Genomic DNA, 18473 nt, shown 5'->3' with positions numbered 1-18473 from the left:
CACTCTTCTTGCATAAGTTTAAATCATTATTTCGGCAATTTTGATTTCATATATTCTTCAGCTACATTAAGTACATATTCTTGGCAAGCCTCTCCTGTACCAGGGTCATAAGCTCCATTATTGGTAATATTATTAGATAAGATTCGAATGCCTAAGAAAGGAACGTTAAATTGACTTGCGATTTGCGCAACAGATGCCGCTTCCATTTCTTCAACAGAAGTACCATAACGTTGATGGAAAAATTGAATACGATCTAGCTCATTATTCCAGACATCTGCTGAACCAATCGTTCCTTCAACCACATCACCTTTATCATAACGGACTTTATGTGCCGCCATTAACAACTCTTGGTCACCTTCAAATTTGCGTATTGCAATCGGCTCTGGGTCAGATTCACTTGTTGGCAAAACGTCAAAAGCCTCAACCCATGTGAGTGAGTTTGAACCACCACCCACTGGCTGTTTAGGTGTTCTAAATGCACCAATATTGGTTGTATATTTTCCTAAAACAATATCATAAACATGTAAGTCAGGATCATGTCCACCCGAGGTTCCCTGATTGATGATCGCAATTGGTTTATAGCGTTCAATCGCTAGAGCAGTTGATGCAGCAGAGTTACTCATACCCATGCGGGTTTTAGAAATAATCATTGGATAACCATTATAGGTCCCTTTCCAGAAGCTCCATCCACCAATGGTTTCAACAGTCTTATTTTCTAACTTTGAAGCCATTCTTTCCGACTCTACAGGTAAAGCACCCTGAATAATGATCGGCTGTAACTTCTGTTTTTGTTCCTGAAGTGTTGGTGTTTGTGAAGCAGATGAGTTGTCATCGTTACATCCAACTAAAAATAAAGCGCTACATAAACTGATTACGCCCAAACTATACTTAAATTGCATTTTTTAACCTTTCTTTTTAAAAAGTGTAAAGTAGCAATCTACATGCCAATTTCAAGTTCAGCTTTGTTATTAGGATTCAGTAATTTAATTTTTTATTTTAATCAGATGATAAAAAACCCGACTTAAAGCCGGGTTTTAATAAATTAGAAAATACGCTTATCATCACGTGTGCGTTGAGGGATTTTTTCAATCTGCTGCCAGACTGCTTTAGCAATCTCAATATAACTATCAGCCGCATCATCCATTGCCACAACACTCGGTTTACCCTGATCAGCATGTTCACGTATTTGAGCATTTAGAGGCAAACGGCCTAACAATGGAATATGGTATTGCTCGGAAAGCTTATCACCACCACCGATACCAAAAATTTGCTCTTCATGGCCACAGTTTGAGCAAATATGAGTCGACATGTTTTCGACAACACCTAATACGGGAATACCCACTTTATTAAATAACTTAATTCCTTTGGTGGCATCAAGCAAGGCAACATTTTGTGGAGTAGTCACAATGATGGAGCCTGTAACCGGAATACGCTGTGCAAGTGTCAGCTGAATATCACCAGTACCCGGCGGCATATCAATCATGAGTACATCTAGATCAGGCCAAAGCGTTTGATTAAACAGTTGCATTAAAGCCCCCGTTGCCTTTGGCCCACGCCACGCGACAGGTGTGTTGTTATCACCAGTTAAATGTCCAATCGATAACACGGCCATTCCATAGGCATCTAAAGGCACGAAATTTTCACTTTCAATAAGAGGTGTTTTGCCTGCATTGCCTAGCATTGTCGGGATACTTGGGCCATAGATATCGGCATCCAAAACTCCAACCTTAAGTCCCATTTTTTGCAAGGCAAGTGCCAAATTGACCGTAGTTGTCGATTTACCAACACCACCCTTTCCAGATGAAACTAAAATAACATTCTTAATGCGAGGGTGAAGAGGAACATCTCTTTGTTGCGGAGCGGCTTTTTGAATCGGTGGATTATTTGGATCTGGTTCTGATTTAGGTGAGGCGTCAAGTACAGGAGGTAAATTTGAACTTTCTTGTGTAGGGCGCTTTTGTTGAACCACGTGTAAATTAAGTTCTTCAATACCGCACTTTTCTAATGCACCCGCTAAATCATCATGGATTTGCTGCAAATGCTCTTTTTCATCAGGAAATGTATTAATCGTAAGTTGTAATACACGACCCTGAACTTGAAGCTGACTAATACGCTCCTTTAAAGCATCTTTTGAATCCGGTAATAAATAATTTTGGAGTACGGTTTGGATTTCATCTTCTTTCACCTCTTGTGCGGGTGAAAAAACGGACTTTAATGAAGAAAGCCAAGACATATTGTTTACTCCAAAAACAGATCATTACAGCTTAATGGAGATAGTGTAACAGTATTGCTCCGCACTCGCTCACCTTGGGATGAATAATTACTAACTTCACATCTCATCTTTTAGGTAAGGAGTGCAGATTTTAGTTTAAATCAGCTTATTCAGCAGAATCATGGTTCTTTAATTTATTGAGTTTATCGGTCGCAGTTTTCTTCAACTCATCAAGTTTTGCGGTTGCTTGCGTTTTCAACTCATCCAATTTTGTAGCAGCCTCTTCCTTTAATTCCGCAGCTTTGGCTTTAGCATCGTCAAGTTTATGAGCTGCTTCTGTACGCAAATGATCAAACTTATCTTGTAGACTATGCTGAACATCCTCAAGTTTACCTTTTAAATCAGTTGCTTTTTCTTCAAGAGCCTCTTTACCAGAAGCTTGTTTCTCTTTTACATTTTCCTTTAAATCGTCCAAAGCTTTTTCGCCTTGTACTTTCGCATCAGCTGCTTTTGCCTTTAATTGGTCTACCTTATCTTCAACTGCTTCTTTACCAGCAGCTTGCTTCTCTTTTACATTTTCCTTTAAATCGTCCAAAGCTTTTTCACCTTGTACTTTTGCATCAGCCGCTTTTGCCTTTAATTCATCTAATTTATTTTCTGTAGTCATCGTTGTTATCCTCATAGTTAATTAAAAAATTACCTGAAATAAGTTATTAGTTATACATCGTTATGGCTTATTTTCTGACCGTAACTGCAATTTGAAACAAAGACAATACAGGAAGATTCAAATATTTTTTGATTTATTTATCTGTTCTAAAGAGAAACCATGCCTGACCAAAATCCATTTTAATAGAAATCGCTTATGCCAAGCTGGAGATTATTAATCTTTGCTTATCTCCCTGCATCAGTTAAAATCTTCCACCTTATAAATACGAATGAGAGAATGAAATCCGTGCGTAAAATTTTAGTCACTAATGCCCTCCCTTATGCTAATGGTCCAATTCATATGGGTCATTTACTCGGTTACATCCAGGCAGATATCTGGGTTCGTGCCATGCGAGCAATGGGTCATGATGTGACTTATGTATGTGCGGATGATGCTCACGGTACAGCAATTATGCTACGTGCCGAAGCAAATGGTATTAGCCCAGAAGAGCAAATTGCGAATGTTCAAAAAGAACACATCCGTGATTTTGACGGTTTTGGTGTACATTTCGATCATTACGATTCAACGCATAGCGATGCAAACAAAGCACGTTCAACAGATATCTATATTAAAAACCGTGAAGCTGGAAATATTGCAGTTCGTCCTGTAACTCAATTATTTGACCCAGAAAAAGGGATGTTCTTGTCTGACCGTTTCATTAAGGGTACATGCCCAAAATGTAAATCAGAAGATCAATACGGCGACTCATGTGAGGTGTGCGGTACAACTTACAATGCAACTGAGTTACTTAATCCACGTTCAACATTAAGTGGCGCAACACCAGTTGAAAAATCATCAGATCACTATTTCTTCAAGCTTCCAAACTTCTCTGAATATTTACAAAAATGGACGCGTGATGAAGGACGTTTACCTCTTTCAATTGCGAACAAGTTAGATGAATGGTTTGAAGCTGGTTTAGCAGACTGGGATATTTCTCGTGATGCACCATATTTTGGCTTTGAAATTCCAGACGCACCAAATAAATATTTCTACGTATGGGTAGATGCCCCAATTGGTTATATGTCTAGTTTTGAAAACTATATCAAAGCTAAACGCCCAGATTTAAACTTTGATGATTTCTGGAAAAAAAACAGCCAAAACGATGTTTATCATTTTATTGGTAAAGACATTGTTTATTTCCATGCTTTATTCTGGCCTGCAATGCTTGAAGGTGCGAACTATCGCACCCCAACAGGCTTATTTGTAAACGGTTTCTTGACTGTAAATGGACAAAAAATGTCTAAGTCACGTGGTACTTTCATTAAGGCGGAGACGTATTTACAGCATTTAAACCCAGAATATTTACGTTACTACTTTGCGTCTAAACTTTCAGATAAAGTTGAAGACTCTGACTTAAATCTTGATGACTTTGTTCAGAAAGTAAATTCAGACTTAGTCGGTAAAGTCGTTAATATTGCTAGCCGCTGTGCGAAATTTATTAACAGCAATTTTAACAATACTTTATCTGCTGACTGTGCAGAAACTGAGTTAGTACAAAGTTTTATTGATGCTGGCGATTCAATCGCTGCTGCATATGAAGCACGTGAATTCTCTACGGCGATCCGTGAAATCATGGCGCTAGCTGACCGTGCAAACCAATATATTGATGAGAAAAAGCCTTGGGCACTTGCTAAACAAGAAGGTCAAGAGCAACAAGTTCTTGACGTCTGCTCTGTGGGTATCAACTTATTCCGTCAATTAGCGGTTTACTTGGCTCCAGTTCTGCCAACTTTAGCTCAACAAGTTCAAGATTTCTTAAAACTTGAAAGCTTCGATTTCGAGTCACGCAAACAAATTCTTGTAAGCCATGAGATTGCGCAGTTCCAACCGCTTATGCAGCGTGTTGATCCAAAAGCTGTTGCAGCTATGGTTGATGCTTCTAAAGAGTCTTTAGGTGCTCCTGCTCCAGAAGCAACAAAAGCGGCAGTGAAAAAAGACAAAGCAGCTGAGAAAAAAGCAGCGCCTACTCCAGCAGTTGGTGAAGCTGAAATTATCGGTATTGAAGATTTCTTAAAAGTTGACTTACGTGTTGCTCAGGTCATTGAAGCAGGTACAGTTGAAGGTTCAGATAAACTACTACAACTTACTTTAGACGTTGGTGAAGCTGAACCACGCAATGTATTTAGTGGTATTCGTAGCCAATACACACCAGAAGACCTAAAAGGTAAATTGGTTGTTATGGTGGCTAACCTTGCACCACGAAAAATGCGTTTTGGTATTTCAAACGGCATGGTACTTGCTGCCGGAAATGGTGAAGGTATTTTCATTATTTCTCCAGACAGCGGTGCGAAACCTGGCGATAAAGTTTCTTAATCTGCTTTCAAAAAAAGCTCCCTAAATTGGGAGCTTTTTTGTTTTTAAGGACTTTGAATAGGTTTAAACGAGGCTTACTAAATTAGGACCACGGCCACCCTTCGCAAGGGTTATTAAATAAAACGTGTATATTTCCCAACTCTTCATTTGTTAAATAGCCATTCTTATTTTCATCTAAATAATGAAATAGCTCTGTCTGCTTGTTTTCACTTTGAAAACGCTTATCACTCGGCCAGTTATAGGGATAAAAGTCTTCAACACGTTGAAACTCTTTGAGGCTATACATGCCATCATGATTTAAATCATATTTTTCCTGAAAAAGCTCCCAATCTAAAGAAGCAGGCTCACACGCATTTACCATATTCAAAATACAGTAAGTTGCACATCCAGCAAGTAACTTAATAGTTAGATTGCTCATGATTATTCACTTGTATATCGGAAATTTTATAATCCTTTTCGTGAACTGGAGTACCCACAATACTCATAGTCCGCTCATTTGCCGATTGTTGTTTACTCGTCGTTCTCATCTCACATCCTGTAGTTAAGATGAGAAAAACTACAGAAATGCTCACTATTAGTTTTTTCATAACGTGATCCTCATTTCTTTTTGTTTTATTTATTAAGTTACCACTTTTAAAGTATTTAAGTGCTAAAAAAGATATTTCAATTTGTATATATTTCACTCAAAAATAAAGCCAGTCTATAAATAGCTGGCTTTGGATTTTGTAGATATTTTAATTAAAGAGTAATCATTTGAAGAAAATTAATTTTAAACCCAATAAAGTCACAATACTTCCAGCAACTCGATCCACCCCTGTTTTTGCTTTCAGATACATTTTTCGAGGCTTCTCTGAAGAGAGCAGCATTGCCACACATGAGTACCAACCCGCATCAATCATAAAACAAATCACTGGTAATGCGACGTAGTAATAATTTGGAATTTCTTTTGGCAACAAAGCAGTAAATACACTCGCTAGCACGACTGCGATTTTTGGATTACTTAACTGGGTAATTAAGCCATATCGATATGCCTGTTTATAGGTCATTTTCGATTTGCCATCGTTTTCCATCGCAATTGGTTCTTTAGCATGTTTAATAATTTTAAAAGCCAGCCAAAGCAAATATAGCCCACCACCAATTTTTAAAATTAAATAAGCAGAAGGCACCGCCAATAAAACTGCTTGCAATCCCATAACTGCTAATAGACCAAAAAGCGCTGCGCCTGTCCCCGTCCCTAAAGCGGTAAACAACCCATGTTTACGTGATTTAGAAATTGAATTTTGTGCAACATAAATAAAGCTTGGCCCAGGACTTATTGCTCCAAGCATCAATGCCATCGCAATTGAAAAAAGAGGAATAAGGGACTCAAACATTGTATTGACCTAGCATCATGCAATTGCGCGGTATTCTAACAGCTTTTTGTGACACATATAAAAATGGCGAAGATATAAATGATGAAAATTGAATTTTCATGTTTTTACAATTTAAATCTTCACAACGGACAAAAATGTCCGTTAAATATATAACCTTTAGAACTCCCCAAACCGATGACATGAGTAAACGTCAAAAAATTGCAGCCCATAATCGGGATGAATTACTCAATGCAGCCGAAGAATGTTTTCGTATTCATGGCATTAATGTTCCCTTACAAGTTGTGATTGACCACGCTGGGGTCGGCAGAGCGACGTTCTACCGTAACTTTTGTGATCGAAAAGCTTTAATTAGTGCACTTTTAGAACGTGCGATTACACAGCTAGAGCAAAAAGCAGCTCATTTTCAACAATTCGAAGATGGTTTATTTCGTTTAATTGAAGGACATATTGGGCAACTTCCCAAGCTCGCAATTTTGCAAGATTTTTGGAGAGTGATTGATCGACAAGATCCAATTATGTTAAAAATTTATGAACGGCGAAATAATGTACTTAACCCACTGATTGAAAATGCGATAAAACAAAAATTGTGCCGAGCTGATCTGACCGCCGATGACTATGCAATGGTCACAGCAATGTTGGGTTCTTCATTTCAAGGACATGAGCCAGAAGAACAGACTCGCTTAGCAAAACGAGCAATTGAATTACTATTTCATGGTATTCAAATACAAAAAATTCGAGGGATAGAATGAGTAAAACGCCTCGTTACTTAGAAACACCACCAGACTGGACCCCAGAAGAGCAACCGACTTTACCTGGTTCACCAGCAGCTATTGAACACTCTGTACCTAAGCGATTTATTTACTTTTTTATTGGTTTATTTATCGCCCTTTCGGCAAGCTTAAGTAATGGTTTTATTACGGCAAATTTACCTTTAATCCAAGGTGAGTATGGACTAACTCCTTCCGAAGCGGCTTGGTTGCCTGCTGCTTATGTCATGGCAAATGTCAGTTCAAACCTGATTTTATTTAAAGCCCGGCAACAGTATGGCCTGAGAGTATTTTCGGAAATAGGACTCGTGATTTTTATTGCAGTTCTGGTATTACATATTTTTGTGCATACTTATGAAATGGCCCTATTTGCGCGGGTTGTAGCTGGTTTAGCTGGTGCGCCATTAAGCTCTTTAGGTATGTATTACACCATGCAAGCTTTTAAAAAAGCAGACATGGCAAAAGGTATATATATTGCCTTTGGTTTTCAGCAACTTGGCGTGCCGTTAGCTTGGATTATTTCTCCATTTCTCGTAAATACAGATAGTTGGTCTGTTCTATATACCTTTGAGCTCGGCTTAGCACTTTGTTGTTTAGCCATGGTCGTTTCATTGAAGTTACCACGTAGCTTAAGAATTTATGTTTTTGAGAAGCAGGATTTCTTTACATTTGCTTTATTGGCTCCAGGTTTTGCCTGCTTGTGTATTGTGCTCACGCAAGGTCCAATTTTATGGTGGTTCAACAGTGAATGGCTTGCTTACGTCTTAATTGCAGGTTTTAGTTTAGTTGTTCTTGGTTTGCTCTATGAGCACTATCGTGCCAATCCATTAATTATGACACGCTGGTTAGGCGCCGCTTCGACCCTACGCTTCATTTTTGGTGCTTTTGCTATTCGACTTTTAATGTCAGAACAAAGCTACGCAGCTGTTAACTTCTTAAAAACAATGGGGATGGGTCCAGACCAATTTGTTCCACTCTATGTGGTCATATTGATAGGGATTTTAAGCGGAACACTTTTTAGTGCACTGACTTTTTCACGCGAACGGATTATCTTCCACTTACTTTTTGCAGAATTTTTAATTTTAGTCGCATGTGGACTGGATTATCACTTAACCAGTGATGTCCGACCTGTGAACTTCTTTGCAAGTCAGTTTTTAGTAGGCTTTGCAGGTGGTTTATTTATTGGGCCATTGCTCCTGATTGGCTTTGCGCAAACTTTGGCTAAAGGTCCTTCGTATGTGGTGACTTTTATTGTGCTGTTCTCTGCAACTCAAACATTTGGCGGCCTTGTCGGGTCTTCATTCTTCTCGACCTATCAACAACACCGCACGCAGAACTATCAAGTCGAGATTATTAAAGATTTAGAACAAGCAGACCCTCTAGTTGCTCAAAGGCTCTCTATATATCAACGCAGCGCATCAGTTACGACTACTGACCCAGCATTACAAACAGCCCAATCCATGCGCTCACTTAATCAAGTGGTCACTCGTGAAGCGCAAGTGCGTGCCTACAATGACGTTATTGCATTGAACGGTATTTTTGCTATCGCCCTACTCTTGTGGGGTGGATTTAATATTGCACGTAGTAAATATCTACAACGCAGAGGAATTAGCCGTCCTTAATGGCTTCTTTATTGATGAAATAGAAATTGAGATTGATATATGTCAGATGATCAAAACAAACCGGAACAAGCTCCACCTCAAGCAGCTCCCGCTCCATCTAACGAACCGGCACCCGCGAGCAAACTGATTCCAACAAAACGCTCCACTTTATTATGGATGTTAGTTGTGCTCATTGTCGGTATTTTAGTGATTTTGTGGGCATGGAGAATCGGACCCTTCGCAACGAGTGTTCAGCAAACTGACAATAGTTATGTTAAAGGTAAAACAACGATTTTATCGTCGCAAATTAATGGCTATGTTAAAGATGTATTAGTTAAGGACTTTGACCACGTTAAGAAAGGTCAAGTATTAATGCATATTGATGCAACCACCTACGACCAAAAAGTAACGCAAGCGGCTTCTGGAGTTGAACAAGCTAAAAATACTTTAGCCAATCAGACACAGTCTATTGCTCAAAAACAAGCTGATATTGTGGCTGCACAAGCAAAAGTTGAACAAGTTAGGGCTCAATATGAGCTTTCTTTAGCACAGCTTAGACGATATCAACAGTTAGGAAATAGTGGAGCAGCTTCTAAATCTGAGCAAGATAAAGCCGCAGCAGATGCTGAAAATAACCTTGCAGCACTGAAGCAGGCAGAGGCCAATGTTTTAGTTGCCAAAGAAGCGCTTAAAACAGCGCAAGTGGCAGAAGCTGGATTAGAAGCACAAGTTTCCAGTGCTAAAGCACAACTAGACCAAGCACAAACTACTAAAGACTATAGCGTTATTGTTGCTCCAATGGATGGTCAACTTGGTGAGGTGAACCCTCGTGTTGGGCAATATGTAGCAGCAGGGTCACAATTACTCTACCTCATCCCACAGCAAACTTGGGTGATTGCCAACTTTAAAGAAACCCAAATTGCCAATATGCGGATTGGTCAAAAAGCATGGTTTACAGTCGATGCGATGAAACACAAAAAATTTACAGGGCATGTTGAGCAGATCTCACCTGCTGCGGGTTCCGAGTTCAGTGTATTAAAACCTGACAATGCGACAGGTAACTTTACCAAAGTTGTTCAAAGAATTGCCGTACGCATTACTATTGATCCAAATCAAGAAGGAATGGAACACTTACGCCCTGGCATGTCAGTAATTACTTCTGTCGATACAAGTTCGTAAACAGCTTTTTAAAGCTCTATTTAAATAGCTACAATGTGATCAATCATTATTTTTCTCAATTTCTAATGTTTGATCACATTGCCCAGCCTGTTTCCTATCAGCACATTGAACTCCCCTCTTTAGTTCATCTCGACATTAAGCGATTAGATTTAGTTCATCCTCAAATTTCGGGCAATAAATTTTTCAAACTAAAATACAATCTGCTTGTCGCAAAACAACAAGGTTTATCGAGCATTTTGACTTTTGGAGGGGCCTATTCAAATCATATTGCCGCGACTGCCTACGCAGCTCATCTTTTTGGCTTAAAAAGTATTGGAATTATTCGTGGTGAAGAGTTAGCTGACAAACCTCTGAATCCAACCTTAGCAAAAGCTCAAAGTTTAGGAATGCATCTACATTTTGTCTCACGCAATGAATATCGCTTACGAGATAATGCAAACTATCTTCAACAATTACGTCATCAATTTCCTGAAATTTTCATTATTCCTGAAGGCGGCACCAATGAATTGGCAGTTCAAGGTTGTCAGGAAATTCTCAGCCAAAGTGATTTAAATCAATATGATGTGATTTGCTGTGCAGTAGGAACTGGCGGAACGATTTCGGGTCTTATTGAAAGGAGTTCAGCAGATCAAAAAGTCTTAGGGTTTTCGGCTTTAAAAGGTGACTTTTTACAACAAGAAATTCGGCAGTGGACCAAAAAACAGAACTGGTCTGTGACAGATGCATACTGCTGTGGTGGGTATGCAAAAACTTCACCCGAATTATTGGCATTTATAGACAGTTTTGAAGAGCAGCATGCGGTACCACTTGAACCGATCTATACGGGAAAGATGATGTTCGGTCTGTTTGATCTTATAAAGAATAATTACTTTTCTGAAGGAACTCGCATTCTGGCAATTCATTCTGGTGGTTTACAGGCAGATATAAGAAATAAATCACATCAATAACTTATTAGCTTTTAGTGCACATTACTCCGCATAGCAGTAAATGTCTTTAGCATGACTAAGGCTCGGCATGATAGTATATGCCCCTTTTAAATTTTCACGATTAATCGAGAATCTCTTATGTCTAACAGTCATGTCGATGTCATTGTCTTAGGTGCAGGTGCTTCTGGACTCATGTTGGCTGCACATGCTGCTAAACGAGGGCGCTCGGTTTTAATTTTAGAAAAAGCCAATAAAATTGGTAAAAAGATTTTAATGTCAGGCGGTGGTAAGTGTAACTTTACCAACCTTTATGTAGAGCCTGACAACTATATTTCTCATAATCCACACTTCGTTATTTCTGCCCTATCACGCTATAGCAACTGGGACTTTATCGGTTTGGTATGTGATTATAAAATTGCTTATGAAGAACGAAAACACGGGCAATTATTCACGCTAAACGGCGCTAAAGAAATTTTAGAGATGCTAGTGAGTGAATGTGATAAAACCAATAACGTTGATATCCAAACTCAATGTGAAGCTGTACAGATTGATCCATTAGAAAAAGGCGGTTTTACTGTACACACAAACCAAGGCCGATTTAGCTGTGAGTCATTAGTGGTTGCTACAGGTGGTTTATCCATTCCAACTTTGGGTGGTTCTGGATTTGGCTATGAACTGGCACAAAAATTTGGACATACGGTTTTCCCAACTCGCGCAGGTTTAGTCCCGTTTACCTTTTCAGATCATATTAAAGAAGTTACTACACGCCTAAGTGGCAATGCTTTAGATGTGACTCTAAGTAACTCGAAAAATAGTTTTACTGAAGCATTATTGTTTACGCATCGCGGCTTGAGTGGACCAAGTTCCCTACAGCTTTCAAACTATTGGAACACTGGTGAAAGTTTTAAAATTGACTTTTTCCCAAGCCAAGATTTAGCAACTTATTTAAAAGATAAAAAGAAAGCCCAACCTAAAGTTCTATTGCGCACCCTTCTGAGTGAGTTTACTGCGAAAAGTATTATCCAAGAGCTACAACAACTTATATGGTCAGAGCAGAGCGAAACAGCAATTGGTAATATCAGTGATGCACAGCTAGATCATATTGCCGAGCAACTACATGGTTTTGCTGTGAAACCATCAGGTACAGAAGGGTATCGTACTGCCGAAGTTACTTTAGGTGGAGTTGATACAAGTGAAGTATCTTCCAAAACCATGGAAAGTAAAAAGCAGAAAGGACTGTTTTTTATTGGGGAAGTACTTGATGTGACTGGCCATTTAGGAGGTTATAACTTCCAATGGGCTTGGTCTTCTGCTTATGCAGCAGCACAATACGTTTAAATGATCAATAAGCTAATTTGAAGCTTTCGAATCATTTGAAGATTTTTCAGAATTACGTGTATGAGTTGTTGCCTGTTTTGACGAATTAGATTTGTTAAACACAAATTTATAAGCACTTGCTAAAAAACCTACCGTAATTCCCGCAATGACAATCGGTGCTAAAAAACGACCTGGTTTCTTCATCGTATTTTCCTCACTTATTTGTTTTTATAACGTCTAAAAAGAACGACCACTCAATATAGAGTGGTCGAACTTATCACAAAAATCAAAGATTTTTTGTACGGTTTATCTGAAAATTAGTTTTACTTACTAAATTTCGTCATTTTCTCCAGTAGATCCAAACGGTTTATTTACTGGTGGTTCTGCTGGATTTACTTGTGCAGAATCAGCTGGTTTTGCATCAGATGAAACCGTTGATGGTGAGGTAGTAGTCGTTGGTGCAACTGTAGATGTTGACGAACTCGTAGTTGCAGATGAGCTACCAGCAGATGGACTGCTTGTGGTCGTAGTAGAAGGCGGTTGATAAAGCGGATTCGGTTCATTCGCTTCTTTTTTAGCTTTATCTAGCAAATCGCTCAACAGTCTTTCTGCTGGTTGGCGACCACCTAAACCAAATGCAAGAGCGAAAGCAACTGCAACTGCGCCTAGAGTCAAACCAAATGCAAGATTAACGATTGAATCTGCAATACCCATCGCTCTTAAACCAAGCGCAAGTACAAGACCAATAATTAATACACGAACTAAACTACCTAACCAACGCGAGCTATTATATTCGCCGCGTTGAACCACGTTCGCCACAACATTGGCAAGCCAGAAACCAATAACCAAGATTACAGCGCCCAATAGAATGTTTGCACCGAAATGGATAAACATTGCAATTAGACCACTAATTTGATCGAAACCAAGACGATCCGCAGCTTCAGAAACCGCAAATAGCATAGTAAAGAATACAATTAACCAGCCAACTGCATTAGAAACTTTAGTTTGACCTAAAAAGCGTTGTACATCTAACTTTGCAGGAATCTCATCAACACCTGTACCTGCAATTAATTCAGCGACTAAGCGACCAACAAAACGAGAAACAATATAAGCAACCAGTAGAATTAAACCAGCAGCAATAATGTTTGGAATCGCCTGCAAGATTTCATTAAGCATTGCTGTTGCTGGCTGAGAAATTGTCTCAATCCCTAAAGCTTCAAACGCTACAATCAATGTTGTAATAATGATGATTGCGAAAACAAATGACCCTAAGAATTTGCCTACGTTAGAGCTTTTGAAAAGACCAATTTTTTCAGCTTGAGCCTGAACACCTAAGCTATTCACTAAACCTTCAACAATACCGCGTACAATTTTTGCCAAGATATAACCAACAAAAACGATAACACCAGCAATAAAGATATTTGGTAAGAATGCTACAGCATCATTTACCATATTTTGAACTGGAATCAGTAAGCCTGTTAATCCTAATATTGAAAGAACAATCGGAAGGAAAAGTAACAATACAAGCCAGTAAAGAATTTCACCAATATTCTGGCTAATTCCACCTACACCCACTTCACTGCTTAACTTATCGTCAAGTTGAGTTCGGGATAAAACATTGGTCACCCCTGCTCGCACCAGTCGAGCAACGATCCAACCAATAAAACCCACCACAACAGCAGCAATAATATTTGGAATATAGACGAGTACCTGATTAACCATATTGCTGAACGGGCCACTTACTCCACTAATGTTAAGTACATTGAGAGCTGCGACAACAGCTAAGATTAAAATAAACCAGAATACGACTTTTGAAATAAGACCTTCTATGTTTGGAGCACGCCCAGTTGCTGAAGATAATTTTGCATTGGTATTTACTTTTTGCAGAAGTTTTTTTACACCTGCCGCAACTAATAAGGCGATTATCCAGCCGACCAGTAAGATGACGATTGCAGCTAAAATAGGATGAAACTGATCCCAGTAATACATCGCATCAAACTGAGCGCCGCGAGGCCCATCAAAAAATTCATTCATATTGTTATGTCCTCAATTGTTATGTTCTTTTCAGTGCCATCAATTATGAAAAACACTTTTCGTTGTTAAAAATGACGATAAATGCGGTCTATCTCACCTTATGTTTTGAATATTTTCTAATCAACACACTTCTGCATAAATACAACAAATTGATGCAAAAGGTTGCAAAAAAAGCCTTCAGGTCACATCCCAAAGGCTTTCTATAAAGATATACTGGTTAGCTTATTACCCTTTATAAATATTCAAATCTGAAGTGCTCTTAATGACATGTGGTGTGACCTCATGTTGAAAAGCGGCTTCTTCTTTAGGTGTTTTGCTGTGATCAGCAACCATGTAGACGATGAGTGCAATAAGAAAAAGCCCAACAATAATTAAAATGTAAACTGGCAATCTTCTTTTTTTCGCAGTTTCTTCAGGACTCGTCACATGAGGTGGTTTTGAAAAATCATGCATCTTCTTTCCCCTCTTCTTTTATCATTAACTTTATAATCATCATAGCAATTTGGTTTGTTGCATTGTGTGAAAAAGCATTATGCTAAGGTGTCTGTGTTTGCAAAACTCTACTATTAAAATAATAAAAACAGTATAAAATTTAGGCAAAAATATTTAGCCATTAAAAAATAATGACAAGTTATGCTCGAGCTTCTTTGAGCTTCTATTTGTAATACAATATGTTTTAGCGCTTACTTTTTATAAAATAGGCTATAATAAGCCCCCTTGTTTTAAAGCTGCTCTATTTTATGATGTATCGTCAGCAAAACGTAACACTTGATCTCGACACTGACGTCACACATCAATGTTATATACATCAGACGAGAGACGAACATCTCATTGGTATTATTGAATTTAATAAACCAAGTTATGAACTCAAATGGGGTGATTTAGAGTATTTTCGTCGCCGTACTGAAGAATTTTCGGTCATGCCATTTCCTGACTGCATTAATGCCATGATTGTTGATATTCGTAATATCAATATTTTTCTAGACAATGATGTTCCGATTTTACCTTGGCGCTTACTGGAAGAAGACTGTCCTGTTCGCTTAGTCGTTCCACAAGATCGTTTGGAACATTATGCGGGTCTTTTTGAGCCAACTTGGCTTTCAACCGATGTAGACAGCGCAATTTCAGAAATTCGCGAATTTATGGATATGTTTGTCCACTAATAACATATCCATAAAATTAAATTTTAAATTACTTTCAAAATAAGATTTATTACCAGTAATTTTCTACCGCAATATTTCCCTCACCTCGACGATTCATCGTCAAACCACGGCGCTTTAAAGCCTCTTTAGTGTCATCTACCATTTGCGGATTTCCGCAAAGCATGACGTGGCTTGTGGCAGGATTCAGCTCTATACCAGCAGATTTTTCTAATTCACTATTTTCAATCAGAATCGGCAAACGATCATGCAATGGCGCAGATGGATCTCGAGTAATAATCGGAATAAATTTAAATCCGTTATGTCCTTCCCCAAAAGTTTCAGCAATCTCTTGAATACGATCAACGTAAGCTAACTCAGCTGCGGTACGGACACTGTAGACCAAATTAATTTTTTGATATTTAGACCATGTATCGAAATCTTGTAGCATAGATAAAAATGGAGCTAAACCCGTACCTGTTGCCAATAACCATAAATCATGCGGTAAAGGTTGTTGATAGCGAGCTAAAGTCAAATAACCATAAGGTATTTTTTCTAAATAAAGCTCATCTCCTACCTTTAAATGTTGAAGATTTGACGTAAATGCACCGTCTGGTACTACAATCGAAAAAAACTCAAGCGTTTCATCAAATGGTGATGAGACTACCGAATAAGCACGAACAACGAGTTCCTCTCCAACTTTTAGCCCAATACGTGCGAATTGCCCAGCTGTAAATTTAAAATGTGCAGGGCGAGTCATGGTGAAACTAAAAAGAGTTGGAGTCCAGCGGTGTACAGATAAAACTTTTTCTACGCTAAATTTTTCAATTGACATGATTTCAACGTGGCATGAAATAGTGCGCTCATGTTAGCATGACAGCCGAAATAATGAATACTTTTAAACGTTAAGGCTTTTTAAACATGCGCATGACATTACGCCAGTTGGCTGTTTTTGTAGCAGTCGCTCAAGAAGGAACTGTCACCAAAGCGAGTGATGCGGTCAGACTGACGCAAAGTGCAGCAAGTATGGCTTTAGCCGATTTAGAGGATGGCCTTGGTGCTCCTCTATTTGATCGTTTAGGTAAACGATTACAGCTTAATGATTTAGGTCGTTTTCTATTGCCTCAAGCATTAGAAATATTAGGTCGCTGTGAAGCTTTTGAGCAAGCTGCAAAAGGTGAATTGCAAAGCATTGATTTACGTATTGGGGCCACTTTAACGATTAGTGATTACCTCATGCCAGATTTAATGGCAAACTTTTTACAGCATCATCCTAAAGCGCATTTGCAATTACAAGTGGGCAATACACGCCAAATGATTGAAGCAGTCAATCAATTCCAACTTGATTTAGCTTTAATTGAAGGCTCATGTCACTTACCTCAACTCCAATGTATTCATTGGCGTGATGATGAGCTTGCAGTTTGCTGTGCCCCAAATCACCCGTTAGCACGTTTAAATAGACCTCTAACAGCGCATGATTTTCTTCAAGTCGAATGGATTTTACGTGAAGAAGGTTCAGGAACTCGTGAAGTGTTTGATAATGCTATATTGCAAGATCTGCCAGATGCGAATATTCGCTTAACCCTAGGTCACAATGAAGCAATTTTAAAAATCGTTGCTGGTGGTTTAGGTATGTCATGTATTTCTAAACTTGCCATTGAACCTTTAATTGAAAAGGGACAATTAGTAATTTTAGATACACCATTCTGGCAGCTTACCCGTCCGCTTTATATGCTGGTACACCGTCAAAAGTATCAAGGTCCAGGTCTCAAAGCATTCTTACAATTCTGTGAAGATCAGGTTTAAAACCTGATCTTTTCATTCATTAACGTCGAAAATTTGACAACAATTCGCTTGTGATCGCTTTATTGTGATCCGCAATTTTATTTTTCTTGGTTTTCGCAGGATTCGGGTCAACACGCTCAATTTTGATCGCTTTAAATTTGCCCTGATTATCTGCGGCAAGAAATCTCACTTTTTCATTTCTTTTCGGTTCGCCCTCTGATGCAGGGAAATCAGAAATATGAAAGAAAATATCTCCTTCAGTAGTTTCAATAAAACCAAAACCTTTATCAGGGTTATATTGTTTTACCCATCCAGTATAAAACTCTTGCTTCATGATCTTTCCCCTACTTTTCCAATCCAGTCGTTGCAGTAAATAAAAAAGAGACTCACGATTCCGTTTTTAAAATTATACGGTTGAATGAAGTCTCTTTTTATTACGATTTCAAAAAATTAATCTTTTTGTACACTACCAAAAATTTTATCGCCAGCATCGCCCAAGCCAGGAACAATATAACCTTGTTCATTTAAGCCATTATCAATAGATGCCGTATAAATTTGCACATCCGGATGAGCCGCTTCAACTTTAGCAACGCCTTCAGGTGCAGCAACCAACACCATAACACGGATATCTTTACAACCACTTGCCTTTAACACATCAATAGCAGCAACTAACGAATTACCCGTTGCTAACATTGGGTCAATAATCATCGCAAGACGATTAGCCACATCCGGAACTAATTTTTTATAATACGTGCGAACTTCTAGTGTTTCTTCATTACGCTCAAGACCTAAAACACTCACCTTTGCACTTGGAATCAGATTAAGTACACCATCCAACATACCAATTCCGGCACGTAAAATCGGTACAATTGTTATTTTTTTACCAGCAATACGCTGAGTAGTAACAGTTCCAGCCCATCCATCAATTTCACAATCCACAACTGGCAAATCTTTTGTTGCTTCATAAGTCAACAACATAGTCACTTCCTGAGCAAGCTCACGGAAATTTTTAGTACTGATGTCAGCACGGCGTAACAAGCCTAATTTATGACGAATAAGTGGGTGACGAATTTCTTGAATGGCCACAGATGTTACCTAAAAATATAAAAACGTATTTATTA

The 18473-nt window shown here is 38.6% G+C and carries 20 protein-coding genes; 8 read left to right on the top strand and 12 right to left on the bottom strand.

Annotated elements, in window-relative coordinates; all coding sequences use genetic code 11:
• Window positions 1-26: 26 nt before the first annotated feature.
• The 3 genes from WBW42_RS12220 to WBW42_RS12210 all read right to left on the bottom strand — a co-directional run bounded on the left by WBW42_RS12220 (window position 27) and on the right by WBW42_RS12210 (window position 2879).
• Complete coding sequence (locus WBW42_RS12220; RefSeq protein ID WP_032056913.1) at window positions 27-899, bottom strand: 5'-methylthioadenosine/S-adenosylhomocysteine nucleosidase; 873 nt, start codon at window positions 897-899, stop codon at window positions 27-29.
• Window positions 900-1042: 143 nt separating this feature from the next.
• Window positions 1043-2233 (bottom strand): iron-sulfur cluster carrier protein ApbC, encoded by a 1191-nt coding sequence (gene apbC, locus WBW42_RS12215; RefSeq protein WP_032056914.1) that lies wholly within the window; start codon window positions 2231-2233, stop codon window positions 1043-1045.
• Between the two features lie 145 nt (window positions 2234-2378).
• Window positions 2379-2879: a hypothetical protein gene (locus tag WBW42_RS12210; protein WP_032056915.1), complete on the bottom strand. Its 501-nt coding sequence runs from the start codon at window positions 2877-2879 to the stop codon at window positions 2379-2381.
• A gap of 285 nt (window positions 2880-3164) precedes the next feature.
• On the opposite strand from WBW42_RS12210, the gene metG reads away from it, so the two are divergent.
• Window positions 3165-5231, top strand: a complete 2067-nt coding sequence (gene metG, locus WBW42_RS12205) for a methionine--tRNA ligase (protein WP_032056916.1) — start codon at window positions 3165-3167, stop codon at window positions 5229-5231.
• A gap of 82 nt (window positions 5232-5313) precedes the next feature.
• Here metG and WBW42_RS12200 read toward each other — a convergent pair whose 3' ends face one another.
• The 3 genes from WBW42_RS12200 to WBW42_RS12190 form a co-directional block, all read right to left on the bottom strand.
• Window positions 5314-5649, bottom strand: a complete 336-nt coding sequence (locus tag WBW42_RS12200; RefSeq protein WP_032056917.1) for an EF-hand domain-containing protein — start codon at window positions 5647-5649, stop codon at window positions 5314-5316.
• Window positions 5630-5818, bottom strand: coding sequence for an NF038215 family lipoprotein (locus WBW42_RS12195; RefSeq protein WP_032004289.1), 189 nt, complete (start codon window positions 5816-5818; stop codon window positions 5630-5632). The genes WBW42_RS12200 and WBW42_RS12195 overlap by 20 nt, the downstream gene beginning before the upstream one ends.
• A gap of 162 nt (window positions 5819-5980) precedes the next feature.
• On the bottom strand, window positions 5981-6604 hold the full coding sequence (locus WBW42_RS12190; RefSeq protein WP_002120398.1) for a LysE family translocator: 624 nt from the start codon (window positions 6602-6604) through the stop codon (window positions 5981-5983).
• A 179-nt stretch (window positions 6605-6783) separates the two neighbouring features.
• On the opposite strand from WBW42_RS12190, the gene WBW42_RS12185 reads away from it, so the two are divergent.
• The 5 genes from WBW42_RS12185 (at window position 6784) to WBW42_RS12165 (ending at window position 12415) form a co-directional block, all read left to right on the top strand.
• A complete protein-coding gene (locus WBW42_RS12185; protein WP_032056918.1) occupies window positions 6784-7353 on the top strand; it encodes a TetR/AcrR family transcriptional regulator in 570 nt (189 codons plus the stop codon).
• Entirely contained in the window at window positions 7350-8993 is a 1644-nt protein-coding gene (locus WBW42_RS12180) for an MFS transporter (RefSeq protein WP_032056919.1), read from the top strand. The genes WBW42_RS12185 and WBW42_RS12180 overlap by 4 nt, the downstream gene beginning before the upstream one ends.
• Window positions 8994-9032: 39 nt before the next feature.
• The gene (locus WBW42_RS12175) at window positions 9033-10151 is read left to right on the top strand and encodes an HlyD family secretion protein (protein ID WP_032056920.1); all 1119 of its coding nucleotides are present in this window, start codon (window positions 9033-9035) and stop codon (window positions 10149-10151) included.
• A gap of 65 nt (window positions 10152-10216) precedes the next feature.
• On the top strand, window positions 10217-11098 hold the full coding sequence (locus tag WBW42_RS12170) for a 1-aminocyclopropane-1-carboxylate deaminase/D-cysteine desulfhydrase (RefSeq protein WP_032056921.1): 882 nt from the start codon (window positions 10217-10219) through the stop codon (window positions 11096-11098).
• 117 nt (window positions 11099-11215) lie between these two features.
• Window positions 11216-12415 carry a BaiN/RdsA family NAD(P)/FAD-dependent oxidoreductase gene (locus WBW42_RS12165; RefSeq protein ID WP_032056922.1) on the top strand — a complete coding sequence of 400 codons (1200 nt, stop codon included), beginning with the start codon at window positions 11216-11218 and terminating at the stop codon, window positions 12413-12415.
• 12 nt (window positions 12416-12427) lie between these two features.
• On the opposite strand, the gene WBW42_RS12160 is transcribed toward WBW42_RS12165, so the two are convergent.
• The 3 genes from WBW42_RS12160 to WBW42_RS12150 all read right to left on the bottom strand — a co-directional run bounded on the left by WBW42_RS12160 (window position 12428) and on the right by WBW42_RS12150 (window position 14881).
• Entirely contained in the window at window positions 12428-12598 is a 171-nt protein-coding gene (locus tag WBW42_RS12160; RefSeq protein WP_002120038.1) for a hypothetical protein, read from the bottom strand.
• 126 nt (window positions 12599-12724) lie between these two features.
• Window positions 12725-14428, bottom strand: a complete 1704-nt coding sequence (locus WBW42_RS12155; RefSeq protein ID WP_017481287.1) for a mechanosensitive ion channel — start codon at window positions 14426-14428, stop codon at window positions 12725-12727.
• 225 nt (window positions 14429-14653) lie between these two features.
• The gene (locus WBW42_RS12150; RefSeq protein ID WP_002120072.1) at window positions 14654-14881 is read right to left on the bottom strand and encodes a hypothetical protein; all 228 of its coding nucleotides are present in this window, start codon (window positions 14879-14881) and stop codon (window positions 14654-14656) included.
• Between the two features lie 290 nt (window positions 14882-15171).
• Here WBW42_RS12150 and WBW42_RS12145 point away from each other — a divergent pair, with 290 nt between their 5' ends.
• Window positions 15172-15591: a hypothetical protein gene (locus WBW42_RS12145; RefSeq protein WP_014205905.1), complete on the top strand. Its 420-nt coding sequence runs from the start codon at window positions 15172-15174 to the stop codon at window positions 15589-15591.
• A gap of 49 nt (window positions 15592-15640) precedes the next feature.
• Here the strand turns inward: WBW42_RS12145 and WBW42_RS12140 are convergent, their stop codons facing one another.
• Complete coding sequence (locus WBW42_RS12140; protein WP_032056923.1) at window positions 15641-16402, bottom strand: ferredoxin--NADP reductase; 762 nt, start codon at window positions 16400-16402, stop codon at window positions 15641-15643.
• A gap of 86 nt (window positions 16403-16488) precedes the next feature.
• On the opposite strand from WBW42_RS12140, the gene gigC reads away from it, so the two are divergent.
• A complete protein-coding gene (gene gigC / locus WBW42_RS12135; RefSeq protein WP_002120024.1) occupies window positions 16489-17373 on the top strand; it encodes a LysR family transcriptional regulator GigC in 885 nt (294 codons plus the stop codon).
• A 19-nt stretch (window positions 17374-17392) separates the two neighbouring features.
• Here gigC and WBW42_RS12130 read toward each other — a convergent pair whose 3' ends face one another.
• Window positions 17393-17686, bottom strand: a complete 294-nt coding sequence (locus WBW42_RS12130) for a cold shock domain-containing protein (protein ID WP_005803269.1) — start codon at window positions 17684-17686, stop codon at window positions 17393-17395.
• A 116-nt stretch (window positions 17687-17802) separates the two neighbouring features.
• Window positions 17803-18438 (bottom strand): uracil phosphoribosyltransferase, encoded by a 636-nt coding sequence (gene upp / locus WBW42_RS12125; RefSeq protein WP_002120045.1) that lies wholly within the window; start codon window positions 18436-18438, stop codon window positions 17803-17805.
• Between the last annotated feature and the right edge of the window lie 35 nt (window positions 18439-18473).

This window comes from Acinetobacter sp. LT1 (assembly GCF_059800965.1).
The sequence above is the reverse complement of the archived record's forward strand: the minus strand, read 5'-3'. Positions and strand labels throughout refer to the sequence as shown.

Excerpts from the sequence above, each read along its gene's own strand:
- gigC (WP_002120024.1), top strand. The coding sequence starts at position 16,489 with ATGCGCATGACATTACGCCAGTTGGCTGTTTTTGTAGCAGTCGCTCAA.
- WBW42_RS12210 (WP_032056915.1), bottom strand. The coding sequence starts at position 2,879 with ATGACTACAGAAAATAAATTAGATGAATTAAAGGCAAAAGCGGCTGAT.
- WBW42_RS12185 (WP_032056918.1), top strand. The coding sequence starts at position 6,784 with ATGAGTAAACGTCAAAAAATTGCAGCCCATAATCGGGATGAATTACTC.
- apbC (WP_032056914.1), bottom strand. The coding sequence starts at position 2,233 with ATGTCTTGGCTTTCTTCATTAAAGTCCGTTTTTTCACCCGCACAAGAG.
- WBW42_RS12190 (WP_002120398.1), bottom strand. The coding sequence starts at position 6,604 with ATGTTTGAGTCCCTTATTCCTCTTTTTTCAATTGCGATGGCATTGATG.
- WBW42_RS12220 (WP_032056913.1), bottom strand. The coding sequence starts at position 899 with ATGCAATTTAAGTATAGTTTGGGCGTAATCAGTTTATGTAGCGCTTTA.
- WBW42_RS12200 (WP_032056917.1), bottom strand. The coding sequence starts at position 5,649 with ATGAGCAATCTAACTATTAAGTTACTTGCTGGATGTGCAACTTACTGT.
- WBW42_RS12160 (WP_002120038.1), bottom strand. The coding sequence starts at position 12,598 with ATGAAGAAACCAGGTCGTTTTTTAGCACCGATTGTCATTGCGGGAATT.
- WBW42_RS12170 (WP_032056921.1), top strand. The coding sequence starts at position 10,217 with ATGTTTGATCACATTGCCCAGCCTGTTTCCTATCAGCACATTGAACTC.
- WBW42_RS12195 (WP_032004289.1), bottom strand. The coding sequence starts at position 5,818 with ATGAAAAAACTAATAGTGAGCATTTCTGTAGTTTTTCTCATCTTAACT.
- WBW42_RS12140 (WP_032056923.1), bottom strand. The coding sequence starts at position 16,402 with ATGTCAATTGAAAAATTTAGCGTAGAAAAAGTTTTATCTGTACACCGC.
- WBW42_RS12155 (WP_017481287.1), bottom strand. The coding sequence starts at position 14,428 with ATGAATGAATTTTTTGATGGGCCTCGCGGCGCTCAGTTTGATGCGATG.
- WBW42_RS12150 (WP_002120072.1), bottom strand. The coding sequence starts at position 14,881 with ATGCATGATTTTTCAAAACCACCTCATGTGACGAGTCCTGAAGAAACT.
- WBW42_RS12175 (WP_032056920.1), top strand. The coding sequence starts at position 9,033 with ATGTCAGATGATCAAAACAAACCGGAACAAGCTCCACCTCAAGCAGCT.
- WBW42_RS12165 (WP_032056922.1), top strand. The coding sequence starts at position 11,216 with ATGTCTAACAGTCATGTCGATGTCATTGTCTTAGGTGCAGGTGCTTCT.
- WBW42_RS12145 (WP_014205905.1), top strand. The coding sequence starts at position 15,172 with ATGTATCGTCAGCAAAACGTAACACTTGATCTCGACACTGACGTCACA.
- WBW42_RS12130 (WP_005803269.1), bottom strand. The coding sequence starts at position 17,686 with ATGAAGCAAGAGTTTTATACTGGATGGGTAAAACAATATAACCCTGAT.
- WBW42_RS12180 (WP_032056919.1), top strand. The coding sequence starts at position 7,350 with ATGAGTAAAACGCCTCGTTACTTAGAAACACCACCAGACTGGACCCCA.